This is a genomic window from Brevibacillus porteri, assembly GCF_003013475.1.
Lineage (GTDB): Bacteria > Bacillota > Bacilli > Brevibacillales > Brevibacillaceae > Brevibacillus > Brevibacillus porteri.
In genome coordinates, this window is record NZ_PXZO01000001.1 from 17,976 (window position 1) to 36,722 (window position 18,747).

Below are 18,747 nucleotides of genomic sequence, written 5' to 3' on the forward strand. Positions count from 1 at the left end.
TTTGTAAATAATCCCTTATGTCGACAAAATCTACCGACTTCCAAATAGTAGCAACCTACCATTTTCACTAGCGAAAAGGAAAAAAAAGGAACGAGTAAATGTACCCAGTCGCCAAAAAATGTGGGCCAGAAGACAGGGCGGGTTGCAGGACTTCCCTACAAAAAACGTAGGACGATGGAGGCGAATCCGTCCCAACATTACAATTTCATGACAAATCTGAAAAAGACACAATAGTGAATTTTGTCTATGGGAACGATTTGCTTCCTATGTTTACAATGACTGTGACGTGGCAACATATCGGAGGTTGACGAGAAATGGAGCCAACAAAAAAGAAAAGATGGCGCTGGATGAGCCTGACCATGCTGATCGTGGTGGGGGCAAGTGCCTTCTGGTGGTTTTGGGCAGCAGATCGTGTCGAAAGCATGGAGACGACTACAGGTGCTCAATTAAAATTTCGCGCGAATGGCGAGCTGTTCGAGGTCTATCAGAATCAGAAATGGCAGCCCTTTTTTGCGAAAGGCGTCAATCTGGGGGCATCGTTACCGGGTCATTATCCGGGTGAGCTTCCCATCACAAGAGAGGATTACATGCGCTGGTTCGCGATGATCGACGAGATGGGAGCGAACGTCATTCGTGTGTATACCATCCATTCTCCTGTCTTTTATGAAGCATTGGTCGATTACAATCGGCGAAAAGAAGGGGACCCTCTCTATTTGATGCAGGGCATTTGGAGTCCAGAAGAGCTGTTGATTGAAAAGAAAGACGCCTATCTACCAGAGATTCGCGAGGAGTTTCGACAGGAAATCAGGGATGCAGTCGGCGCTGTCTACGGAGACATCACTCTGCCAGAAAAACCGGGAAAGGCAAGTGGTACATACCGTGCCAATGCGGGCAAATACTTGATCGGCTGGCACACAGGGACCGAGTGGGACCCCGTGATGGTGCAAAACACCAACCGCCTGCATCAAAAAGTTGCTCCTTATCAAGGGAAGTACTTCCACGCGACACCGAATGCAACCGCTTTTGAGACATGGCTTGCTGAAATGGTGGATACCGTCGCAATGGAAGAGAGGAAGTATGGTTGGCAGCATCCGATGACCTTCACCAATTGGGTGACAACAGACCCCTTATCGCATCCGGGAGAGCCGATCCATCATGAGGATTTGGTCAGTGTCGATCCTACCCATATAGAGCCAACGCAGTGGGAGGCAGGCTACTTCGCTTCCTATCACGTGTACCCGTATTATCCGGATTTCTTCCGCTACGACACTACCCTGCAACAGCTGAAGAACGATGCAGGGCAAATCGATACGTACAAAGCGTATTTGCGACAACTGAAGCAATATCACAAAAACATGCCGATCATGGTGACGGAATTCGGGGTCCCGGCATCGGTGGGAGTCGCCCATCTGGGCAATTTGGGGCGCAATCAGGGTGGTCATTCAGAAAAGCAGCAGGGAGAGATCGATGTCGAGCTATTGCAGGAAATCCATCAGGAAGGGTATGCAGGAGCAATCGTATTCGTCTGGCAGGACGAGTGGTTCAAAAAAACGTGGAACACGATGCGTTTTGAGTTGCCGGAAGATCGGCGCTCCCTGTGGATCAACGTCTTGACCAACGAGTCTCTGTTTGGAGTCCTAGGCATGTTCCCGAACAAAGAAGGCGTGCTGACCATCGATGGGGATCGCACAGATTGGGATCAGCTCGTGCCGGAAGAGAAGCACCGCCTCGATGTGCAAGTCCCAGGCATCGACGAAATCTGGATGACACATGATGAAGGGTACGTCTATTTCCTTGCTCAATTGAAGGAAGAGTTTGACCCTGCAAAACAACAGCTCTATGTGGGCGTTGATACGATTCCTGGCGGGAACAAGCATGCTGCTCAGCTTCCCGGCCTGACGCTGGATGAGGGGCTAGAGACGCTGATCGCGTTGGGAAAAGCAGACGAGAGCCAGATTCAGATCGCTGCCAATTACGACTTTCATGCGCGCTTATACGGAAAACGCTACGGCATGCTTGCGGTCAAGGAAGAGGAGAAAAAAGACAATTCCGGGATTTTCAAGCCGTGGAAGCTGGCCGTTAGCCTGGAGATGGAGCCGCCAGACAGCAAGAAGTACTATCCGATGGAGGAAGTCGATGTCGGCAAGCTGATCCGGGGAACGACAAATCCCCAAGACCCGCAGTACGACTCACGAACCGCGTGGCAAGCGAAGGGCAAAGTGGTAGAGCTGAGAGTACCGTGGATGCTGCTTGGATTTACAGACCCGAGCTCCTTGTCCGTTATGAGCTATGAAGATGATGGCAAAAGCTTCACGACGAAAAAGACAAAAGGCATTCGCATCCTGCCGCTCCTGGTGGATACAGCGACCAAACAAATCGTCGGGCAAAACGATTATGCAGTGACGAAGCTCCCGATGTATACATGGCAAGGCTGGGAGCAGGTCGGCTATCACGAACGCAAAAAACAAAGCTATTCCATACTAAAAAAAGGATTCCATGAGATTGAGGCTCCGGTGAAGCTGGAGACTCAGCCTTGATTGGATAGGAGAGTGGCAAACGTGCAAACACCATTGGCGACGGCAATTGTTTTTCTGTACGCGCTATGTGGATTGACAGTACTAGGCTTGATTGTCTTGTTCGCACTGAAGCTACGCAACATTTCGGTGGAGAAACAGACCATGCGTTGTCTGGAAAAATATCGCGACTATTTCGTTTACCTGCAAGCACACGGGGAAGAAGAGGAGCGCTTGCAAGTGCCTTATGGCGTAGTAACGCAAAAAGAAAAGCAAATCATTCAGAAAAAGCTGTTTGAGCTGATGGAGCGGGTCACAGGCATACATCGGGACAAGCTGATCTGGCTCTGCGAGGATATGGGACTCGTAGAGCTGGACATGCAAAGACTAAATGGCAGGTGGAAATGGACGAGAGTGGATGCCGCTTACAATTTGGGGATCATGCGCTCCAAGCTCGCCGTGCCTGCCCTCTTAACCTTCCTGCAAAAAAATACGAATGACACCAGTGTTTTTATCATTGCGCGCTCCGTCGCCAAATGTGCACGAAACACAGAAGATTTGCAGGAAATGGTGACCCACGTTGTCGGAGCGAAGAAAAATGTCCACCAGCTTATCGTGGACATCATCAGTGATTCGCAGGTGGATACGGCACCGCTTTTTGCACAGTTTTTACAAGAATCCGATGCTGAACTGGTCCAAATCGGATTGATTGGCTACACCGTTCATGTCCAGCCCGGCATTGAGCCTGCCCTATACCAGCTCATTCAATCACCTGACAAGGAAGTCCGAATTAAGGCAGTCAAGCTCATGTGTCGGGATATCCGCTATATGAATGAGCAGACAGTCACTGACTTTATGAATCACAAAGATTGGGAAATTCGCGCAATGGCAGCGAAGGCAATTGGCTCACTGAAATTGCTTTCGTACATTCCCTTGCTGAAAAAGGCGGTGGGCGATGCGAACTGGTGGGTTCGTCATCACAGTGCACGCAGTCTGGCACAGCTAGAGGTCGAAGGCTTTGCGGCCCTGTGTGAAATTTTGCAGGAAGAGAGAAACGGTCATAAGAGCGAGATGGCTCATCAAGTGATCCAGGAGGAGCTGGAAAAAGAGAAGCTGGTTTTACAGGGTGCGACAGCGACAGAGAAGCTCGTGCAATACAACGAAAAGCTGCATTTGTACCGCAAGTCGTATCGCAAAACGATCTCCACGGTTCATGCATTGGAAAGATAGAGCGAAAGGAGGCTGTCATGAGAGATTTTCTACTTTACTACGGAGTATTTGCGGTCTATTACGTTATCGCGATCAACTCTTTGTACTTCATCATCATGCTGTTCTCGTTCAAGAGCATCATGGGAATCTTAAAAAGCTCCATCTATTCGAGATTCCAGACACTTTCAGGCTCTGAGCACGTTCCGCCGATTTCGATTCTCGTGCCGGCTTACAATGAGGAACTGACGATTATTGAAAATGTAAGGTCGCTCTTATCCTTGAACTATCCACGCTACGAGGTACTCGTAGTCAACGATGGATCAAAGGATGCTACCTTGCAGGTAATGATTAACGAGTTTTCAATGGTTTACTCCGAGCACATGCCGGTACAGCCGCTTCTTCATACGTCGAAGATCAGGGGAGTCTACCATAATCCGGCTTTTCCGAATCTGTATTTGATCGACAAAGAGAACGGAGGAAAAGCTGACTCGCTCAATGCGGGGATCAATCTCTCCCACTATCCGTTGATCGCTTCTATTGATGCAGATTCCTTGCTGGAAAAAGACGCGCTGATTCGCATTGCGAAGGTGTATATGGAAAACCCGGATGAAACAGTAGCCATCGGCGGAGATATCCGTATTGCCAACGGCTGCAAGATCGAGGACGGTGTCGTGAAGGACATTCGTTTGCCAGACAAGTTTTTGCCGATGATGCAATCCGTCGAATACCTCAAGGCGTTTCTCGGGGGACGAATCGGCTGGAGTGCGATCAACGGATTGATTATCGTCTCAGGTGCATTCGGTGTTTTTCGCAAGGATTACATCATCAAGGTAGGCGGCTATCGCGAGGGGTATCCGGGTGAAGACATGAACATCATCATCAAGCTACACAAGTACATGCTGGAAAACAAGCTGCCGTACCGCGTGGCATTTTGCCCCGATGCGGTCTGCTGGACACAAGCGCCGGATACACTCAAAATTTTGGGCAGTCAACGGCGCAGATGGGGACGCGGCAATCTGAAAAACATGATTGAGTACGGCAGACACATGGCGTTTCGCCCCAAGTACAAGCTGTTCGGGATGCTCACGCTACCGTTCAATATCTTGTTTGAAACCTTGAATCCGTACTTTCGCATCACGGGTCTATTGGCCCTCATCGGTTATACCATGCTGGATATGACCAACGGCTACGTCCTCTTAATCTACGGCTTGCTCAATGTGCTGTATGGCATGCTGCTTGGTATTGGCTCCTTATTGCTGGAGGAAATCGCGTTTCGACGGTATCCGCGTTTTCGAGACATCGTCAAAATGCTTTTCTATACGATTCTGATGTTCTTCGGCTATCGGCAAATCGGCGTCATCTGGAGATTCCTCGGTCATATTGAATATTTGCGCAACAACAACTCGTGGGGAACGATGACGCGGACGAGCTGGCAGACGAAGGGCAGCGAAAACATTTCAAGTTTGGAGGCTAGATCATGAGTAATCTCGTACCTGTTTTTTACGAGCATCTGAGCAAGATGGAAGAGAAACAATTGGCGTGTGGGGTTATTCTGGCGGCTTGCAAAACCCTCACGAAAGAGTCAATGGAGCTGATCAAGCAAGACCTGGGAACTCGTTCAGGAGACGGCTCCGAGATTGCTTTGCACTACGCGTATGACAAAAACAAGCAGCTCTTCGGAATACTGCTTGAGGGACAGAAGCTCTCGAACACCCATTTCTATGCTTTGCGTGTAAAAGACTATTTGCAAGAGCACAAACTGCTTGCGGGCAGCCTCTTGATTGCGAGTTTTCCCGAAAGCTCCCGCTCGTCCGGTCAAATGCTGATGCGGATGATCCAAGAGATGAGAGAGCCAGGCGCTCATGGAGAGATCAAGATTTACGAGCAGAATCCCGCTCAAAAAGAGGAGCCGGCAAGTATTTTACTGGTTAACCATGATGAGACTGTCAACGAGTTTTTGAGTATTTACTTTCAGCGCAAAGGGTATCTCGTTACGGTAGCCAATGACGGGATGGATGGCATGGAAAAATATCAGGCGGTCGCTCCTGATCTGGTAATTACTGACCTGAATCTCCCTATCCTCAACGGATACCAGCTCATGGAAAAAATCAAGCATATCAGCGCTTCCATGAGCAAGATTATGGTGCTCACAGACAAACGTCTGGAAGAAGATGTGCAGAAATCATTTGCGATGGGAGCATCTGACTACATTACCAAGCCATTCTCCCCGGTAGAACTGGAAGCCAGGGTGAAAAGGCTGATATAAATTCTAGAAAGAGAAAGGGAGAGAAACGAGGATGGCGAGATACGAGGAACTGCAACAAAAGATTCAACGAAAGACAGCGAGAGTGGGTGTCATTGGGCTTGGGTATGTAGGGTTACCGCTGGCGGTAGAGACGATCAAGAGTGGTTATACCGTAATCGGAATCGATCTGCATGGCGGGAAAATCGAGAGCCTAAAAAGAGGAGAGTCTTACGTACAGGATATTTCCAATGAAACCTTGCAGGAATGCCTCGCGACCAATCGCTTTTTTCCGACGACTGATTATAGCGTAATCGAAGAGCTGGATGCGATCAGCATTTGCGTTCCTACTCCACTCAGTCCCAATCAGGACCCAGACACCTCTTACATTACAAGCGTTGTCGAGCAAATCAAGAGATTCATGAAAAGAGGAATGCTCATTACGCTGGAGAGCACAACCTATCCGGGAACGACGGAAGAGCTGATCCAGCGCGAATTTGAAAAGCTGGGCTATCGTGCTGGCATCGACTTTTTCCTCTGCTACTCGCCGGAGAGGGTCGATCCGGGCAATCGCAAATACAGTACGTACAATACGCCAAAGGTGATCGGCGGGACGACAGAACGTTGCATGGAGTTAGGCACACTCTTGTATGGCAGCCTGGTTAAAACCGTCGTGCCAGTCTCCTCGCCAAAGGTGGCGGAGATGTCCAAGCTGTTGGAAAACACCTTCCGTAGCGTCAATATTGCCTTCATGAATGAGATGGCAATGATGTGCGACAGAATGGGCATCAATGTTTGGGAAGTAATCAAGGCCGCATCGACCAAGCCTTTTGGGTTCATGCCGTTTTACCCGGGACCCGGAATCGGTGGGCATTGCATACCGCTCGATCCGATGTATTTGTCGTGGAAGGCCAAGGGCTTTCGTTTTCACAGCCAATTTATTGAGATCGCCCAATCGATTAACGACAACATGCCGGACTATGTGCGCAATAAGACTGCACAGGTGCTCAACATTTACGCCAAAGCAATCAACAGCTCGCGCATCTTGATTCTCGGCATGGCCTACAAGCCGGAAGTAGATGACCTGCGTGAATCACCTGGGCTGGAGATTTACGAGCTGTTCAAGAATAGCGGAGCAACTGTCGACTATTACGACCCGTATGCGCAGAGCTTTGTGAATAAAAAAGGCGAGATCGTCCATTCCATTGCCAATGACTATGAGGCATTCAAGACTTACGATTGCATGGTGCTCATTACGAATCACCAATGCTTTGCCTATCAGGAGCTGGCGGACTTGGGAGTGGCCATTATCGATACACGCAATGCGTTTGAGGGCATCACGAATCCGAATGTATATCGCATCGGAACTTCCGTCGCTATCAGGCAGGAGAAGGAAGTTGTCAGCTTGCTCGCATAATACAAAGTCCGAACATTTTACGCAACAAGGGAGGAACCGAAGACATGTGCGGAATTATGGGATATATCGGGAACAGGGAAGCGCAGCCGATTCTAATCAATGGGCTGCGAAAGCTGGAATACAGAGGCTACGATTCAGCTGGCATTGCGATTTGTGACGGAGCAACCATCGGCATTCGCAAGGCAAAAGGCAGAATTGATGTACTGGAGAGCCAAACCCAAAAGTCCGGCTTGCATGGCTCCATCGGCATTGGTCATACGCGCTGGGCGACTCACGGAAGACCGTCTGACGAAAACTCTCATCCTCATTTTGATCAATCCGGCAAGTTCTCGATCGTGCATAACGGCATTATCGAAAACTATCTGGATCTCAAGCAGGAATTGATTGAAAAGGGCGTGACGTTTACTTCGGAGACGGACACGGAAGTCATCGTGCACCTTTTGGCGCAGGAATACGACAACAACCTGGTTGCGGCAGTACAGAAGGTCGCTGGCAAAATTCGCGGAGCATTTGCTCTCGGTGTGATGACGGAGCATGAGCCTGACAAGCTGATTGCAGTTCGTATGGCGAGCCCGTTGATTATCGGGGTAGGGGAGAACGAGAATTTCATTGGTTCTGATATCCCGGCGATCCTGGAGCATACGCGCGATGTGTACGTTCTCGAAGATGGAGACCTGGCGATTCTGACCAAAGATTCTGTTCACGTCATGCGTCTGGATACGACGGAGCCAATTGAGCGAGAGCTGGTGCGGATTGAGTGGGATAAGGAGCAAGCGGAAAAAGACGGCTTTGCTCACTATATGCAAAAGGAAATTTACGAGCAGCCGCGCGCCCTGCGTAATACCATGACAGGTCGAATCGATGCTACCCAGCAAAAAGTTATTTTTCCTAATCTTCAGTTATCAGAAGTGAATGCCAAGCGTGTGGAGAAAATCTACATTGTCGCATGCGGTACCGCTTATCATGCAGGCTTGATCGGCAAGCATGTGATCGAGCGACTGGCACAGATTCCGGTAGAAGTAGATGTAGCGTCGGAGTTTCGTTACCGTCGCCCACTCTTTCAACCTCATACACTTACGATTGCCGTCAGCCAATCAGGGGAGACAGCAGATACGTTGGCAGCCATGCGTGAAGCCAAACGAAACGGATCAGCCGTACTCGCTATTACGAATGTAGTCGGCAGCTCGATTGCCCGTGATGCCGATGACGTGATTACGACAAATGCAGGTCCGGAAATCGCGGTGGCTTCGACGAAGGCATACACCTCGCAGCTGATTGCGTTTTACTTACTCGGCATCTATTTGGCGCAAGCGAAGGGGACACTGGACGCTCACACCCGTGCTTCACTGCTTCACCAACTGACCGCACTCCCGGATCAAGTCGAGCATATTCTCGCGCATGCGGATCAGATACGTCATTTCGCTGAATCGATTAAGGACGAGCAGCATCTGTTTTTTATCGGACGAGGACTCGATCATGCCGTATCTATGGAAGGCTCGCTCAAGCTGAAGGAAATCTCATATATTCACTCGGAGGCGTATGCGGCAGGGGAGCTAAAGCACGGCACGCTGGCGCTAATCGAAGAGGGAACGAGAGTGATTGCCTTGGCTACACAGGATGAGCTGCATGAGAAAATGATTAGTAATATTACAGAAGTAAAAGCCCGTGGAGCAAAAGTTCTCGGTATTACCTTAGATGGACATGTAGAGCTGCATCGCTCGGTTGATGATGTTTGCCTGATTCCGCAGACAGATGCCTTGCTTACACCTGTTCTAGGCGTTATCCCCCTCCAGCTCATTTCCTATTACACTTCTGTTGCGCTCGGGAATGACGTAGATCGTCCACGAAATTTGGCCAAAAGTGTAACAGTTGAGTAAACACAAACGTCAGTCGTTATGAAGTAAGACAGGAATGAAGAAAGGGGGAACGATGAATGAACACCTCGAAGCGGACGTTGAATCAGGAGAAATTACTGGAGATTATGCTTCAGGCCTATCAGCTGGGCGTGCAGAGGAAAGACATTGATTTGACCATGATGATTGACACACTGACTTATGAATTGAAACCATACTTCGATAAGCAAATCCAACAAGGTCAGCTTGCAAAAGGGGAGCTGACCAAGACGGAGGCGATAGGATGAACATACATGCAGTAGTATTGGCAGCAGGAAAAGGAACCAGAATGAAATCTTCACTCTACAAGGTCATGCATCCAATATGCGGGAAGCCGATGATTAAGCATGTCGTAGAGACATTAGAAGCATTGTCACTTCGCCACTTGGTCGTCGTTGTCGGTCACGGAGCCGAAGTGGTCAAAGAGGAACTGAAAAACCGCGTTCAGTATGCGTATCAACCGGAACAGCTTGGGACCGCTCATGCTGTTTGGATGAGCCACGAAATTCTCGGGGCGCAGGATGGCGTGACGATTGTCATGAATGGTGATACACCACTCGTACAAGAACAGACGCTGCGAAGTTTGCTCGAGTATCACCAGCTCAAACAGGCAGCAGCCACGGTTTTGACCTCCATTGTGGACGAGCCTACTGGCTATGGCAGGATCATTCGCGACGAGAACGGCGATGTCCGAAAAATTATCGAGGAAAAAGACGCGACCTTGGGACAAAAAAAGGTGAACGAGATTAGCACCGGAATCTTTTGCTTCGACAATCAAAAGCTGTTTTCGATGCTGCCGATGGTTTCAAACGAAAATGCGCAAGGGGAGTTTTACTTGCCGGACGTCCTGGGTCTTTTGCAAGAGCAGGGTCATTTGGTAGCGGCGTTTGCAACGGATGATCCCGAAGAAGGCAATGGCGTCAATGATCGTGTGCAGCTCTCAGATTTGGAACAGCTGATGCGCAAGCGAATCAACGATTTCCATATGCGAAACGGAGTTACGATGATAGACCCAAGCTCGACGTACATCGATTCTGATGTAATGATCGGGCGTGATACGGTGCTCTATCCAGGAACCTGCCTTTTTGGCGACACGCAGATCGGTGAAGGCTGCCAGATCGGGCCGCACGCTTTGGTCAAAAACAAGAGCATCGAGGATTACACGAGAATTCAGCCGTTTTCAGCGGTTGACGGCAGTACGTTTGGTGAGCGGGCTTTTACGGGAGTGGGTGCGACGACACAACAGTACGGTATCGACCAGCACTGATGCAGGTACTTCGTCGATATAGCTGGCTTTGGATAGCACTGCTCCTTGTGACAGTGGCTTCGATCATCATGCTGTCGTTGGCAAACACCCGCTCCGCACTGACAAAAGCAACCTGGATATGGGATGCCAAGCAAATGGAGACCCAAACCGATGAAATGATCGAGTTTGCCGAGAAAAACGACATCAACCTGATCTATCTTCACGTTGAACCAGCAGCAGTTGCGCCTCAGACGTATCGTACCTTTAATGAGAGAGCCAACCAAGCAGGCATCAAAGTAGAGGCGCTTGGCGGTGACCCCAATTGGGCGTTAACAGCGAATCGCCAAAGCATCGATGATCTCATCTCCTGGGTGAAGGCGTTCAATCGCAGTGCCAAGTCAGATGAACGATTCTCGGGGATTCACGTCGATATCGAGCCGTATTTGTTGCCTGAATGGAAGGAAGACCAGGAAGAAATCGTCCGGCAATGGCTGAAAAATGTCAGCTATCTGGCAGCAGAGACGAAGAAGGATACGGATCTCGCTGTCGGTGCCGACTTGCCTTTTTGGATCGACTCCGTAAACGTTCCTGGCAGTGATGAGAAAGTGAGCAACTGGATGGTGCAGCGACTCGACAGTATTACACTAATGGCCTACCGCAATCAAGCCCTTGGGCAAAATGGGATCGTCGAAATCGTAGAAAAGATCGTCGATGATGCCAATGTACACAAAAAAGGGTCGGTCATCGTAGGCGTCAACATCATGGAAACGATGGAAGGCGCTCATGTGAGCTTTTATGAAGAAGGCACAGAAGAGATGAACAACCAGTTGGCCATTTTACAGGAGGAGCTGTCAAACAATCCGGCGTTTGCAGGAAGTGCGATCCATGATTACGAGAGCTGGAAGCACGCCAGTCAACGAGAGGGGCAACTTTGACGAATGAAAGCTGCGCGCATCTATTTGAGTGTTCTCTGCCTGACAGTCGGCTTTCTGTTCGGCTTTTCCCCCGCGGAGAAGAAGAGTAAGGCAACGTGGATCTGGCAATCCGAAATGATCGGGAGAGAGAAACAAGAGATTCTCGATTTCTGCAAAAGTAACGATATTAATCTCGTTTACTTGCGAATCGAAATGAACAAGCCCTATGAATACTACCGCGATTTTATCCGCGAAGCGACAGAGATGGGGATCGAGGTTCATGCGGTAGCCGGCCACCCGGCGTGGGCGCTCAAAAGCAATGAAAAGCGGATGATGAACATCGTCCACTGGGTAAAAAGCTACAACCGTGAAGCGCAAAAGAATGAGCGGATTCGCGGGATTCAGTTAGATATCGAGCCGTATCTTCTGCCATTTTGGGAGACTGATCAGAAGCGGATTATCCGTGAATGGCAAGCTAATGTGCAGGCGTTCACAGCAGAGGTGTCAAAAGATGAGGATTTGGTTGCCAGTGCAGCCATTCCATTTTGGCTGGACGATATTCCCCTTCCGGGACCAGAAGAGATATCCTTGTCCAAATGGATGATGAGCCAGTTTGATACGGTATGTATCATGGCGTATCGTGACACACTTTCCGGTCAAAACGGCATCCTGAATTTGATTGATCAGGAAATGAAGGAAGCGGATGAATTAGAGACGCGTGTCTTGGTTGCTGTAAATATAAAGCCGCTAGATGAAGACCACTCTTCTTTTGCAGAGGAAGGCCCGGCTCTCATGAAACAGCAATTAGAGCAATTGCCTGCACATTTGGCACAGCATCCGTCCTTCTCTGGTGTCGCGATCCACGATTATCGCTACTGGAAGGAGGCGACTCCACTGCCCCCGGCAACGAAGCAGCGCTACAAAGGCACCTACATATGGCGTGCAGAATTGATTGGCACGGAAAAGGAGCAAATTCTCTCCTTTGCGGAACAAAACGGGGTGAATCTCCTCTATGTTCGTCTTGATTTGGAGCAGCCGACTTCCTATTATCGCGATTTCGTGAGAGAGGCTCGTGAAGCGGGGATCGAGGTTCATGCGATGGGCGGTCATCCGATTTGGGCGATGTCTGAAAGTCGGAGCAAGATCATGAAACTCGTGAATTGGGTGAAAGCCTACAATGAGTCTGTTTCGACAGAAGAGCAGTTTCACGGCATTCACTTAGATATCGAGCCATATGTCCTTCCTGTCTGGCGCGAGGATAAAGAGGCAGTCTTACGCCAGTGGATGGGCAACATCGAGGCTTTCGTTGAGGAGACCAAGAACGGAACTTCCTTAGAAGCAAGCGTCGACCTCGCTGCCTGGCTGGACAAGACACCGACTCCGGGTCAGCCCGAATTGCCGTTTTCGCATTGGATGATCAAACAGCTTGATCATACGACCTTGATGGCATTTCGCGATCGAGCTCCTGGCATCATCGGCTTGGTTGAAAATCAGATGAAGTACGCAGAGAGCCTCCAGAAAAAGCTGGTCGTCGCCGTGGAGACAAAAGAGAGCCACGAAGGGAATGGGATCACCTTTTACGAGGAAGGCATGGGCGAAATGGATCGACAGTTGGATCTGGTGACAAAAGCACTGGATCGGTACTCCTCTTATTGGGGGCTCGCCATTCATGCTTATGACTACTGGAAAAACGGGAAAGAGTAGGCTGCCTGCACCATGCACCATTGTTGTACAATAGAAGAAAACGAGCGTCGGAAAGAGGAGAACAAGCCATGCGAGATGTGCAAAACCGACATCGAAATCTTCCGCAGCGTACGCCAGAGATGTTGTACAACGTGGTGCGCAAGTTTTACCGTGGAGCAGTCAGTCATTTTGACCTGATTCAGGAGAAAAAGCAGGAAGCACGTGCAGCCTTGGAAGCTGGTGACCACGACAAAATCCGTGCAGCCGTACACACGTTATTTTTGGAGTTCCATTTTTATGTGACCTGCTGGCTCCAGATTGAGCTTGCCCTGTATCGGCTGGCCCGTCAGGATGAACGCCTTGCGCAAGTGATGGAAAGATATCGATCATCGTTGGAAAGGCATGTAGCGGTACGGCAACTGCTCGATCAGACGGAGGCGTGTGTGGAGGCGCAGTTTCAACCAACCGGGGATGGATGGTCCTGCGTGCAGAATGATGCCTACATGTTTGGTAGCATCATTTTTACAGTGGATGAAGAGAGTCTGCAAGATTTGCATGCCGTGTATCAGTCGATTTGGGAAAATGCAGACCGGTAAACTATCACTTATAACAAAAAGCGTGACCGTCGCGATGGATGGTCACGCTTTTCTCATTTAGAAAGTGCCAGGGAAAATGGAGCCTGTGTGAGGAGCCATCTGGCCTGGGGTGTTCAATTGGCGAACCTCTTGCGTATTCGTGCCTGCAAAGCCAGGAGAGAAGACCGATTGTGCTCCTGCGCCAGCCTGATTGCTGTATGCTTGATTAGCATATGCCTGTGGTTGAAGCTGAGGTTGCTGCTGCTGACCTTGTTGCGCTTGCATGCCGTAGCCAGTGTTATTCAACTGGCGAACTTCCTGGACATTGGTATTGGCAAAACCAGGCGCAAAAATACTGCCAGTCATCGATGGTGGATACGCTGCTTGATTCGTATAGCCAGCTTGTCCTCCGTAACCGCTATAGCCAGCTTGATTGCGGGCTTGAACCTCTTGTACATTCGTGCCGGCAAAGCCCGGAGAGAAAATGGAGCCTTGTCCAACCGATTGCTGATAAGAAGGCTGTGCTTGTATGTAGCCAGCTTGCTGGCCTTGTGCATAGCCGGTGAATTGGTTTTGCATGGATTGAAGCGCTTGATTTTGCCCATAGCCATATTGCTGCTGATGTTGTTGTTGAGGATAACCAGCCTGATTGAGCTGTCTTACTTCCTGGACATTGGTATTCGCAAAGCCAGGGGAAAAGATCGATTGTGCACCACCGTAGGACATGCCCGTTGTAGGGGTCCCGATGGATTGGGCATGCCCTCCGTGGTTCCAATGCTGTACTTCCTGTACGTTTGTTCCGGCGTATCCTTGTTGGAACATCGTGCCTGCAGGGCTCATTGCTCCCAAAAATTGGGGTTGTTGTTGGGAGTGCATCATATTGTTAAGTAAATGGGTCATGGTTAAGACCACCTCCATGGAGTATTTTTTCCAAGGTCGATCAGGTCATGCATCCGAAAACGAAAAAAACATGCCGGAGTCTAAACGGCATGTTCCTTTAGATCAAAACGTGAGACTTGCCTCATTGTTCAGTGCTACCCGCACGTACAGCCAGCATGCCGTTCACTTATTGCGGTAGCGTATATCTACAATCAGGAAGGATTGACCCATTATGAACCAACATCCTGAGGGTCAATCGCGTCAGCCAGTCGTTCGCTGGGTGATGCGCCGTTCCCCTTCCTGACGGGCAAATCGCACCAAGGTCGTCTGGGAACGCTAGAGCTGCTCGACTCCCTTATCCTGCGGCAATCCCTCGCTTGTTTTGCAAGCAGGAGACATGCTGTGCGTAGTGGATCAAATTCGCTAACGATAATTGTCGAATCGATGGTTCATCGAATTTCTCCGGCTTTGCATTCGCTTCAAAAAGCCATAGCTGTCCTTCTTCTGTCAAGCCAAGGTCCATCGACATCTCAGCCAAATCCGTCCATTCTGCATTTAAAGACCGGGCGATGGCGAGCGCTGTATCGTGAATGTGTCTTTCCATTTGTTCGTGATTATTTGTAAACAAGGCTTGCATAACGGTTGATAACGAGTGGATCGAGCCGCCGCGTGGCACATGAGTGGTGATGCTTTGCGAGCCAGACCTTCTGATGCCAACTCCGGTTACGCACCATTCGCCCTCGCCATCTTTCTGTACGAGGACGCGCACATCAAAAGGTTTGCCGTTGTAATGGGCACGACGGATCCCTTGCTGCATGATGTACTTCTGCTGTTTGACATGAAGTCTAATGTGCTTCCATACATCATTCAAATTGGAAAAGCGGCGAGTAATGGCCTTGTGCTCCTTTAACCGTTGCAGGAACCACTTATCGTTTTTGAAATCAATGCGCATAATTCCCTGACCAGCTTTACCGCGCACAGGTTTCAAGTAGACAAAGCGATGTTCCGTGCAAAAACTGCGAAAGCGAGCCAAGGTGTCCAGCTGTTTCGTCTCCGGTAGAAAAGCTTGCACTTCTAAGTGGGATTCAAGCATCGTAAACAGCTGTTGCTTGTCGAAAAAGCGTCGATTAAACAAGGTGACATTTGGCATCTCATGAATGCGGTTCAATGCTCTTCGGACTTCAGGTCGCCGTTCTGCTTTTCTCGTCGGAATTCGGTTGTAAACCACATGGGGGAAAGGTAGAATCACCTCTTGCCACGAGTTTAGACGATTGTTGTACAAATAGCCGCGCACCTTTTTCTTCTCCCAATTGATTCCTTGTGGAGTGAACACATATACGAGCGCACCCCATTGCTTTCCCGATTGTGTAATATCCTTGAAGTTCTCGCGATTCCCTAAAAATGTTGCCCCTTCACCAACGGTCAGTATGCCAAATAATGGGCCAAGCTTCAGGGAGTCGCCCGCCATTTTCCAGTTAATGCGTGTACGAATGCGGCTTGCTTGCACGCGGGGTAAACCAGCGTATATCCGTTTCGTATGAGAAAAGGGACCGAGACTGGCGACCAGTGGCTTTGGCGAGCGTTTAAGGACTAGCCGAGGTAACTGTACGAACCATCTACCGCTAGGGAGGATCGTCAGCCACCCGGAGCGCTGCTGAAGCATGGTGTTCCTCCTTCCTGAAACACGGTACAGATCGCGTGCGACTAGAAATTGGCCAAGTAACAGCTATAATCGACGAGCAGCTTGCGTGATTCGTGATCAGCCTCCCTGAGACGGGCGTGCTTGAATATAGAACGTCCAGGCTTGGAATTCGCTTCGAACATCCAGACATGGCCTTGCGTATCAATCCCCATGTCCAGCCCCAATTCGCCTAAATCAATCCCTTTTGCCAGTTCAATCGCGGTAGCGAGTCGAATCGACGCGTCGGAAACGCGCTGGGTCATGAGGGCTTTTTGTCTGCCAAACAGGTGCTGCAACAGGTCATCGCCGGGGATGACAGTTCCACCTGTGCGTACGTGGGTAGTTACGCTGCCAGAACCGGCAACCTTGGCTGCCGTGCAGGAGACGACCCACTCGTTTTGCTGGTTTTTATGCAAGTGAACACGGAAATCAAACGGTCGTCCATGGAATGTCATGAGCGAAATGCCCTGTTGTGCCAGATACGAACTGACGCGACGACTGCGGAAGACATGCTGATAAAGGCTGGATAGCTTGGAAAATTGTTTTTTTACATTGCCGCTGCCTGTATGATAGGAGGCAGTAAAGCCACCCCCTGCCTGGCGAACAACTTTGACAATACCGTACCCGAGACTTCCATTTTTGGGCTTCAAATAAACGATGGGGTATTTGCGCAGCAAGTTTCGAACAGTTGTAAGAGAAGGAGAGGTGTAAGTCTCCGGGATATGCTCATTCACTTCTGGATTCGGGTACAGCAGCTGGTGCACACCCCATTTGTTAAAAAAGCCCTGATTGAACATCGGTAAATTGGGGTAGCTGGCGAGTCGATATTTGAATTCCTGAACGGCTTCATGTTTTTCTGCCGAACGAGAGGGGATACGATCATAGACGACATCGGGCATGGCGGTAACATGCTTCTTCCAAAAGTAGCCGCCTGACTTGCTTCTGCGCAAAAACCACGCTTTGACTGTATTGGATTCCCAGTCCACATCGGATGGGGAAAATATATAGTAGAAAACGCCTTTCCCTTCTTGAGCCTGTAACAGATTGTGAAAAAACGAGGTGCGAGGGCCAATTGGTTGCTTGGGATCTCGTCTTATGCCAGTCGTAACGATCCCGATTGAAGGACCGATCCGGAGTGCGGAGCCCTCTAGTTTGAGCTGGATTAAGCCAGGGTGAGGAATGCCCAGCTCCGTTTGCAAGAGCGTCGTCACTTTCATGACGTTCGTATCCGGATTGCGTTTATCTTGTAAGACCGTTGCGACTACTTCCTTTTTACCCAGTAAGACTTTAATTTTTTGGCGTTGCCGTAGCTGGAGCTGTTGGAAGAGAGTAGCTGGCAGGATAATCCCAATGATACGGGGGTTGGAAAGGAAGCGAAGCCGCATTCTGAACGTTTCCATGCTTTAACCTCCTACACGCTCTTTCATAAGATAGTGGGCGTAGCGAACAGGCTGAGTAATCGAATGCAGTTGTGCAGTCGGGTCGTCAATCATGCGAAAAACGGTTCGCCCTGGTCTGCTGTTTACCTCGATGATCCAAACATTACCTGCGGTGTCAATGCCAATATCGATTCCCAGCTCAACGAGTCTGCCGTGTGACTCTTCCAAAAAACGGGGAAGTTCTTCTGCCACTCGGTTGATTGTTTGCTCGATGCGTGCCGCTTTTGCGGATGTGAAGTGAAGGGGCAGGAAAGAGGCCAGAGATGTTGCTTTCCCTCCTCCGTGCAAATTGGAGGTAATACTGCGTTTGTCTCCCAGGCGCACAGCTTTGCCAGTTGTCCCCCATTTACCCAGCCCGTTTTTTTGAACCAGTACACGGACATCGAAAGGGGTACCATCCGGGGTATGCAACTCCAAATAGGGCTGTACCAGGAACTTGCGGCCGGCAGTAAAGATAGACACAAAACTTTTTAATTCGGCAGTGTCACGAATTCGCTTGGTGAAAGGCTTATTGTCTCTGTTTCGTCCAGAAGCTTCATAGCCACTGCGCATTTCTTTGATTCTCACGACGCCAATACCGTGAGTTCCCGCCATCGGCTTGATGATGGCTGCCCCGTATTTTTGCAAGGTTGCATGGAGCACAGGATATGAGAATATTTCAGTAGGTGGTAGCAGCGGGGCGAGGAGAGAGGACTTCACGAGCATCTGGTGCACCTGCCATTTTCCAGACAGACCATGCCCCAAAAACGTAATGTTGCGATCGTTTTGCAACTTTTCCACAAATGGTTTATAGTGGCGATAAGATGGGCCCACAAAGCAACGATCATAGATAAAGGCGGGGATTGGGAAGTCTTTTGCGTGCCAGGACCCATTGCGATATTCGAAGCCTTTTACCATACGGGTGGAAAAGTTAACCTGACGTGGTGAAAAAACGAAGACGCGAATGCCGTGCTTGCGTCCATAGAGCGTAAGCTTTTTGTAGTACCCTTTGTCTACAAAGTGGGAGCCTTGGCACCGGGCCATGATACCAAGACTTCTCTCGGATGCTGTCATGTAG

At 49.7% G+C, this 18,747-nt stretch carries 15 protein-coding genes; 11 read left to right on the plus strand and 4 right to left on the minus strand.

Going from position 1 to position 18,747, the window contains the following annotated elements; all coding sequences use genetic code 11:
* Positions 1 to 314 precede the first annotated feature (314 nt).
* The 11 genes from C7R92_RS00095 to C7R92_RS00145 all read left to right on the plus strand — a co-directional run bounded on the left by C7R92_RS00095 (position 315) and on the right by C7R92_RS00145 (position 13,712).
* On the plus strand, positions 315 to 2,537 hold the full coding sequence (locus C7R92_RS00095) for a hypothetical protein (protein ID WP_106832794.1): 2,223 nt from the start codon (positions 315 to 317) through the stop codon (positions 2,535 to 2,537).
* Between the two features lie 21 nt (positions 2,538 to 2,558).
* Positions 2,559 to 3,743, plus strand: a complete 1,185-nt coding sequence (locus tag C7R92_RS00100) for a HEAT repeat domain-containing protein (protein WP_069846105.1) — start codon at positions 2,559 to 2,561, stop codon at positions 3,741 to 3,743.
* 17 nt (positions 3,744 to 3,760) lie between these two features.
* Complete coding sequence (locus C7R92_RS00105; protein ID WP_017250724.1) at positions 3,761 to 5,203, plus strand: glycosyltransferase family 2 protein; 1,443 nt, start codon at positions 3,761 to 3,763, stop codon at positions 5,201 to 5,203.
* Positions 5,200 to 5,988, plus strand: a complete 789-nt coding sequence (locus C7R92_RS00110) for a response regulator transcription factor (RefSeq protein WP_106832795.1) — start codon at positions 5,200 to 5,202, stop codon at positions 5,986 to 5,988. Before C7R92_RS00105 ends, C7R92_RS00110 begins: the two co-directional genes overlap by 4 nt.
* Before the next feature lie 31 nt (positions 5,989 to 6,019).
* Entirely contained in the window at positions 6,020 to 7,381 is a 1,362-nt protein-coding gene (locus C7R92_RS00115) for a nucleotide sugar dehydrogenase (RefSeq protein WP_017250726.1), read from the plus strand.
* 44 nt (positions 7,382 to 7,425) lie between these two features.
* Complete coding sequence (gene glmS, locus C7R92_RS00120; RefSeq protein WP_106832796.1) at positions 7,426 to 9,258, plus strand: glutamine--fructose-6-phosphate transaminase (isomerizing); 1,833 nt, start codon at positions 7,426 to 7,428, stop codon at positions 9,256 to 9,258.
* A gap of 56 nt (positions 9,259 to 9,314) precedes the next feature.
* On the plus strand, positions 9,315 to 9,521 hold the full coding sequence (locus tag C7R92_RS00125; RefSeq protein WP_017250728.1) for a hypothetical protein: 207 nt from the start codon (positions 9,315 to 9,317) through the stop codon (positions 9,519 to 9,521).
* Complete coding sequence (glmU, locus tag C7R92_RS00130; RefSeq protein ID WP_106832797.1) at positions 9,518 to 10,540, plus strand: bifunctional UDP-N-acetylglucosamine diphosphorylase/glucosamine-1-phosphate N-acetyltransferase GlmU; 1,023 nt, start codon at positions 9,518 to 9,520, stop codon at positions 10,538 to 10,540. The genes C7R92_RS00125 and glmU overlap by 4 nt, the downstream gene beginning before the upstream one ends.
* A 47-nt stretch (positions 10,541 to 10,587) precedes the next feature.
* Entirely contained in the window at positions 10,588 to 11,454 is an 867-nt protein-coding gene (locus C7R92_RS00135; protein WP_244195602.1) for a hypothetical protein, read from the plus strand.
* A 3-nt stretch (positions 11,455 to 11,457) separates the two neighbouring features.
* Positions 11,458 to 13,137 (plus strand): hypothetical protein, encoded by a 1,680-nt coding sequence (locus tag C7R92_RS00140; protein ID WP_106832799.1) that lies wholly within the window; start codon positions 11,458 to 11,460, stop codon positions 13,135 to 13,137.
* Between the two features lie 68 nt (positions 13,138 to 13,205).
* On the plus strand, positions 13,206 to 13,712 hold the full coding sequence (locus C7R92_RS00145) for a hypothetical protein (RefSeq protein WP_106832800.1): 507 nt from the start codon (positions 13,206 to 13,208) through the stop codon (positions 13,710 to 13,712).
* Between the two features lie 57 nt (positions 13,713 to 13,769).
* Here C7R92_RS00145 and C7R92_RS00150 read toward each other — a convergent pair whose 3' ends face one another.
* The 4 genes from C7R92_RS00150 to C7R92_RS00170 all read right to left on the minus strand — a co-directional run bounded on the left by C7R92_RS00150 (position 13,770) and on the right by C7R92_RS00170 (position 18,743).
* Complete coding sequence (locus C7R92_RS00150; protein WP_106832801.1) at positions 13,770 to 14,591, minus strand: hypothetical protein; 822 nt, start codon at positions 14,589 to 14,591, stop codon at positions 13,770 to 13,772.
* Between the two features lie 334 nt (positions 14,592 to 14,925).
* On the minus strand, positions 14,926 to 16,233 hold the full coding sequence (locus C7R92_RS00160; protein WP_106832802.1) for a YheC/YheD family endospore coat-associated protein: 1,308 nt from the start codon (positions 16,231 to 16,233) through the stop codon (positions 14,926 to 14,928).
* Positions 16,234 to 16,274: 41 nt separating this feature from the next.
* The gene (locus C7R92_RS00165) at positions 16,275 to 17,651 is read right to left on the minus strand and encodes a YheC/YheD family endospore coat-associated protein (protein ID WP_106832803.1); all 1,377 of its coding nucleotides are present in this window, start codon (positions 17,649 to 17,651) and stop codon (positions 16,275 to 16,277) included.
* A gap of 3 nt (positions 17,652 to 17,654) precedes the next feature.
* Positions 17,655 to 18,743: a YheC/YheD family endospore coat-associated protein gene (locus tag C7R92_RS00170; RefSeq protein ID WP_106832804.1), complete on the minus strand. Its 1,089-nt coding sequence runs from the start codon at positions 18,741 to 18,743 to the stop codon at positions 17,655 to 17,657.
* Positions 18,744 to 18,747: the final 4 nt, after the last annotated feature.

What these genes read in the sequence shown, in the direction of transcription:
- C7R92_RS00150 (WP_106832801.1), bottom strand. Translation starts at nt 14,591, where the DNA reads ATGACCCATTTACTTAACAATATGATGCACTCCCAACAACAACCCCAA.
- C7R92_RS00105 (WP_017250724.1), top strand. Translation starts at nt 3,761, where the DNA reads ATGAGAGATTTTCTACTTTACTACGGAGTATTTGCGGTCTATTACGTT.
- C7R92_RS00160 (WP_106832802.1), bottom strand. Translation starts at nt 16,233, where the DNA reads ATGCTTCAGCAGCGCTCCGGGTGGCTGACGATCCTCCCTAGCGGTAGA.
- C7R92_RS00125 (WP_017250728.1), top strand. Translation starts at nt 9,315, where the DNA reads ATGAACACCTCGAAGCGGACGTTGAATCAGGAGAAATTACTGGAGATT.
- glmU (WP_106832797.1), top strand. Translation starts at nt 9,518, where the DNA reads ATGAACATACATGCAGTAGTATTGGCAGCAGGAAAAGGAACCAGAATG.
- glmS (WP_106832796.1), top strand. Translation starts at nt 7,426, where the DNA reads ATGTGCGGAATTATGGGATATATCGGGAACAGGGAAGCGCAGCCGATT.
- C7R92_RS00140 (WP_106832799.1), top strand. Translation starts at nt 11,458, where the DNA reads ATGAAAGCTGCGCGCATCTATTTGAGTGTTCTCTGCCTGACAGTCGGC.
- C7R92_RS00095 (WP_106832794.1), top strand. Translation starts at nt 315, where the DNA reads ATGGAGCCAACAAAAAAGAAAAGATGGCGCTGGATGAGCCTGACCATG.
- C7R92_RS00170 (WP_106832804.1), bottom strand. Translation starts at nt 18,743, where the DNA reads ATGACAGCATCCGAGAGAAGTCTTGGTATCATGGCCCGGTGCCAAGGC.
- C7R92_RS00115 (WP_017250726.1), top strand. Translation starts at nt 6,020, where the DNA reads ATGGCGAGATACGAGGAACTGCAACAAAAGATTCAACGAAAGACAGCG.
- C7R92_RS00165 (WP_106832803.1), bottom strand. Translation starts at nt 17,651, where the DNA reads ATGGAAACGTTCAGAATGCGGCTTCGCTTCCTTTCCAACCCCCGTATC.
- C7R92_RS00110 (WP_106832795.1), top strand. Translation starts at nt 5,200, where the DNA reads ATGAGTAATCTCGTACCTGTTTTTTACGAGCATCTGAGCAAGATGGAA.
- C7R92_RS00145 (WP_106832800.1), top strand. Translation starts at nt 13,206, where the DNA reads ATGCGAGATGTGCAAAACCGACATCGAAATCTTCCGCAGCGTACGCCA.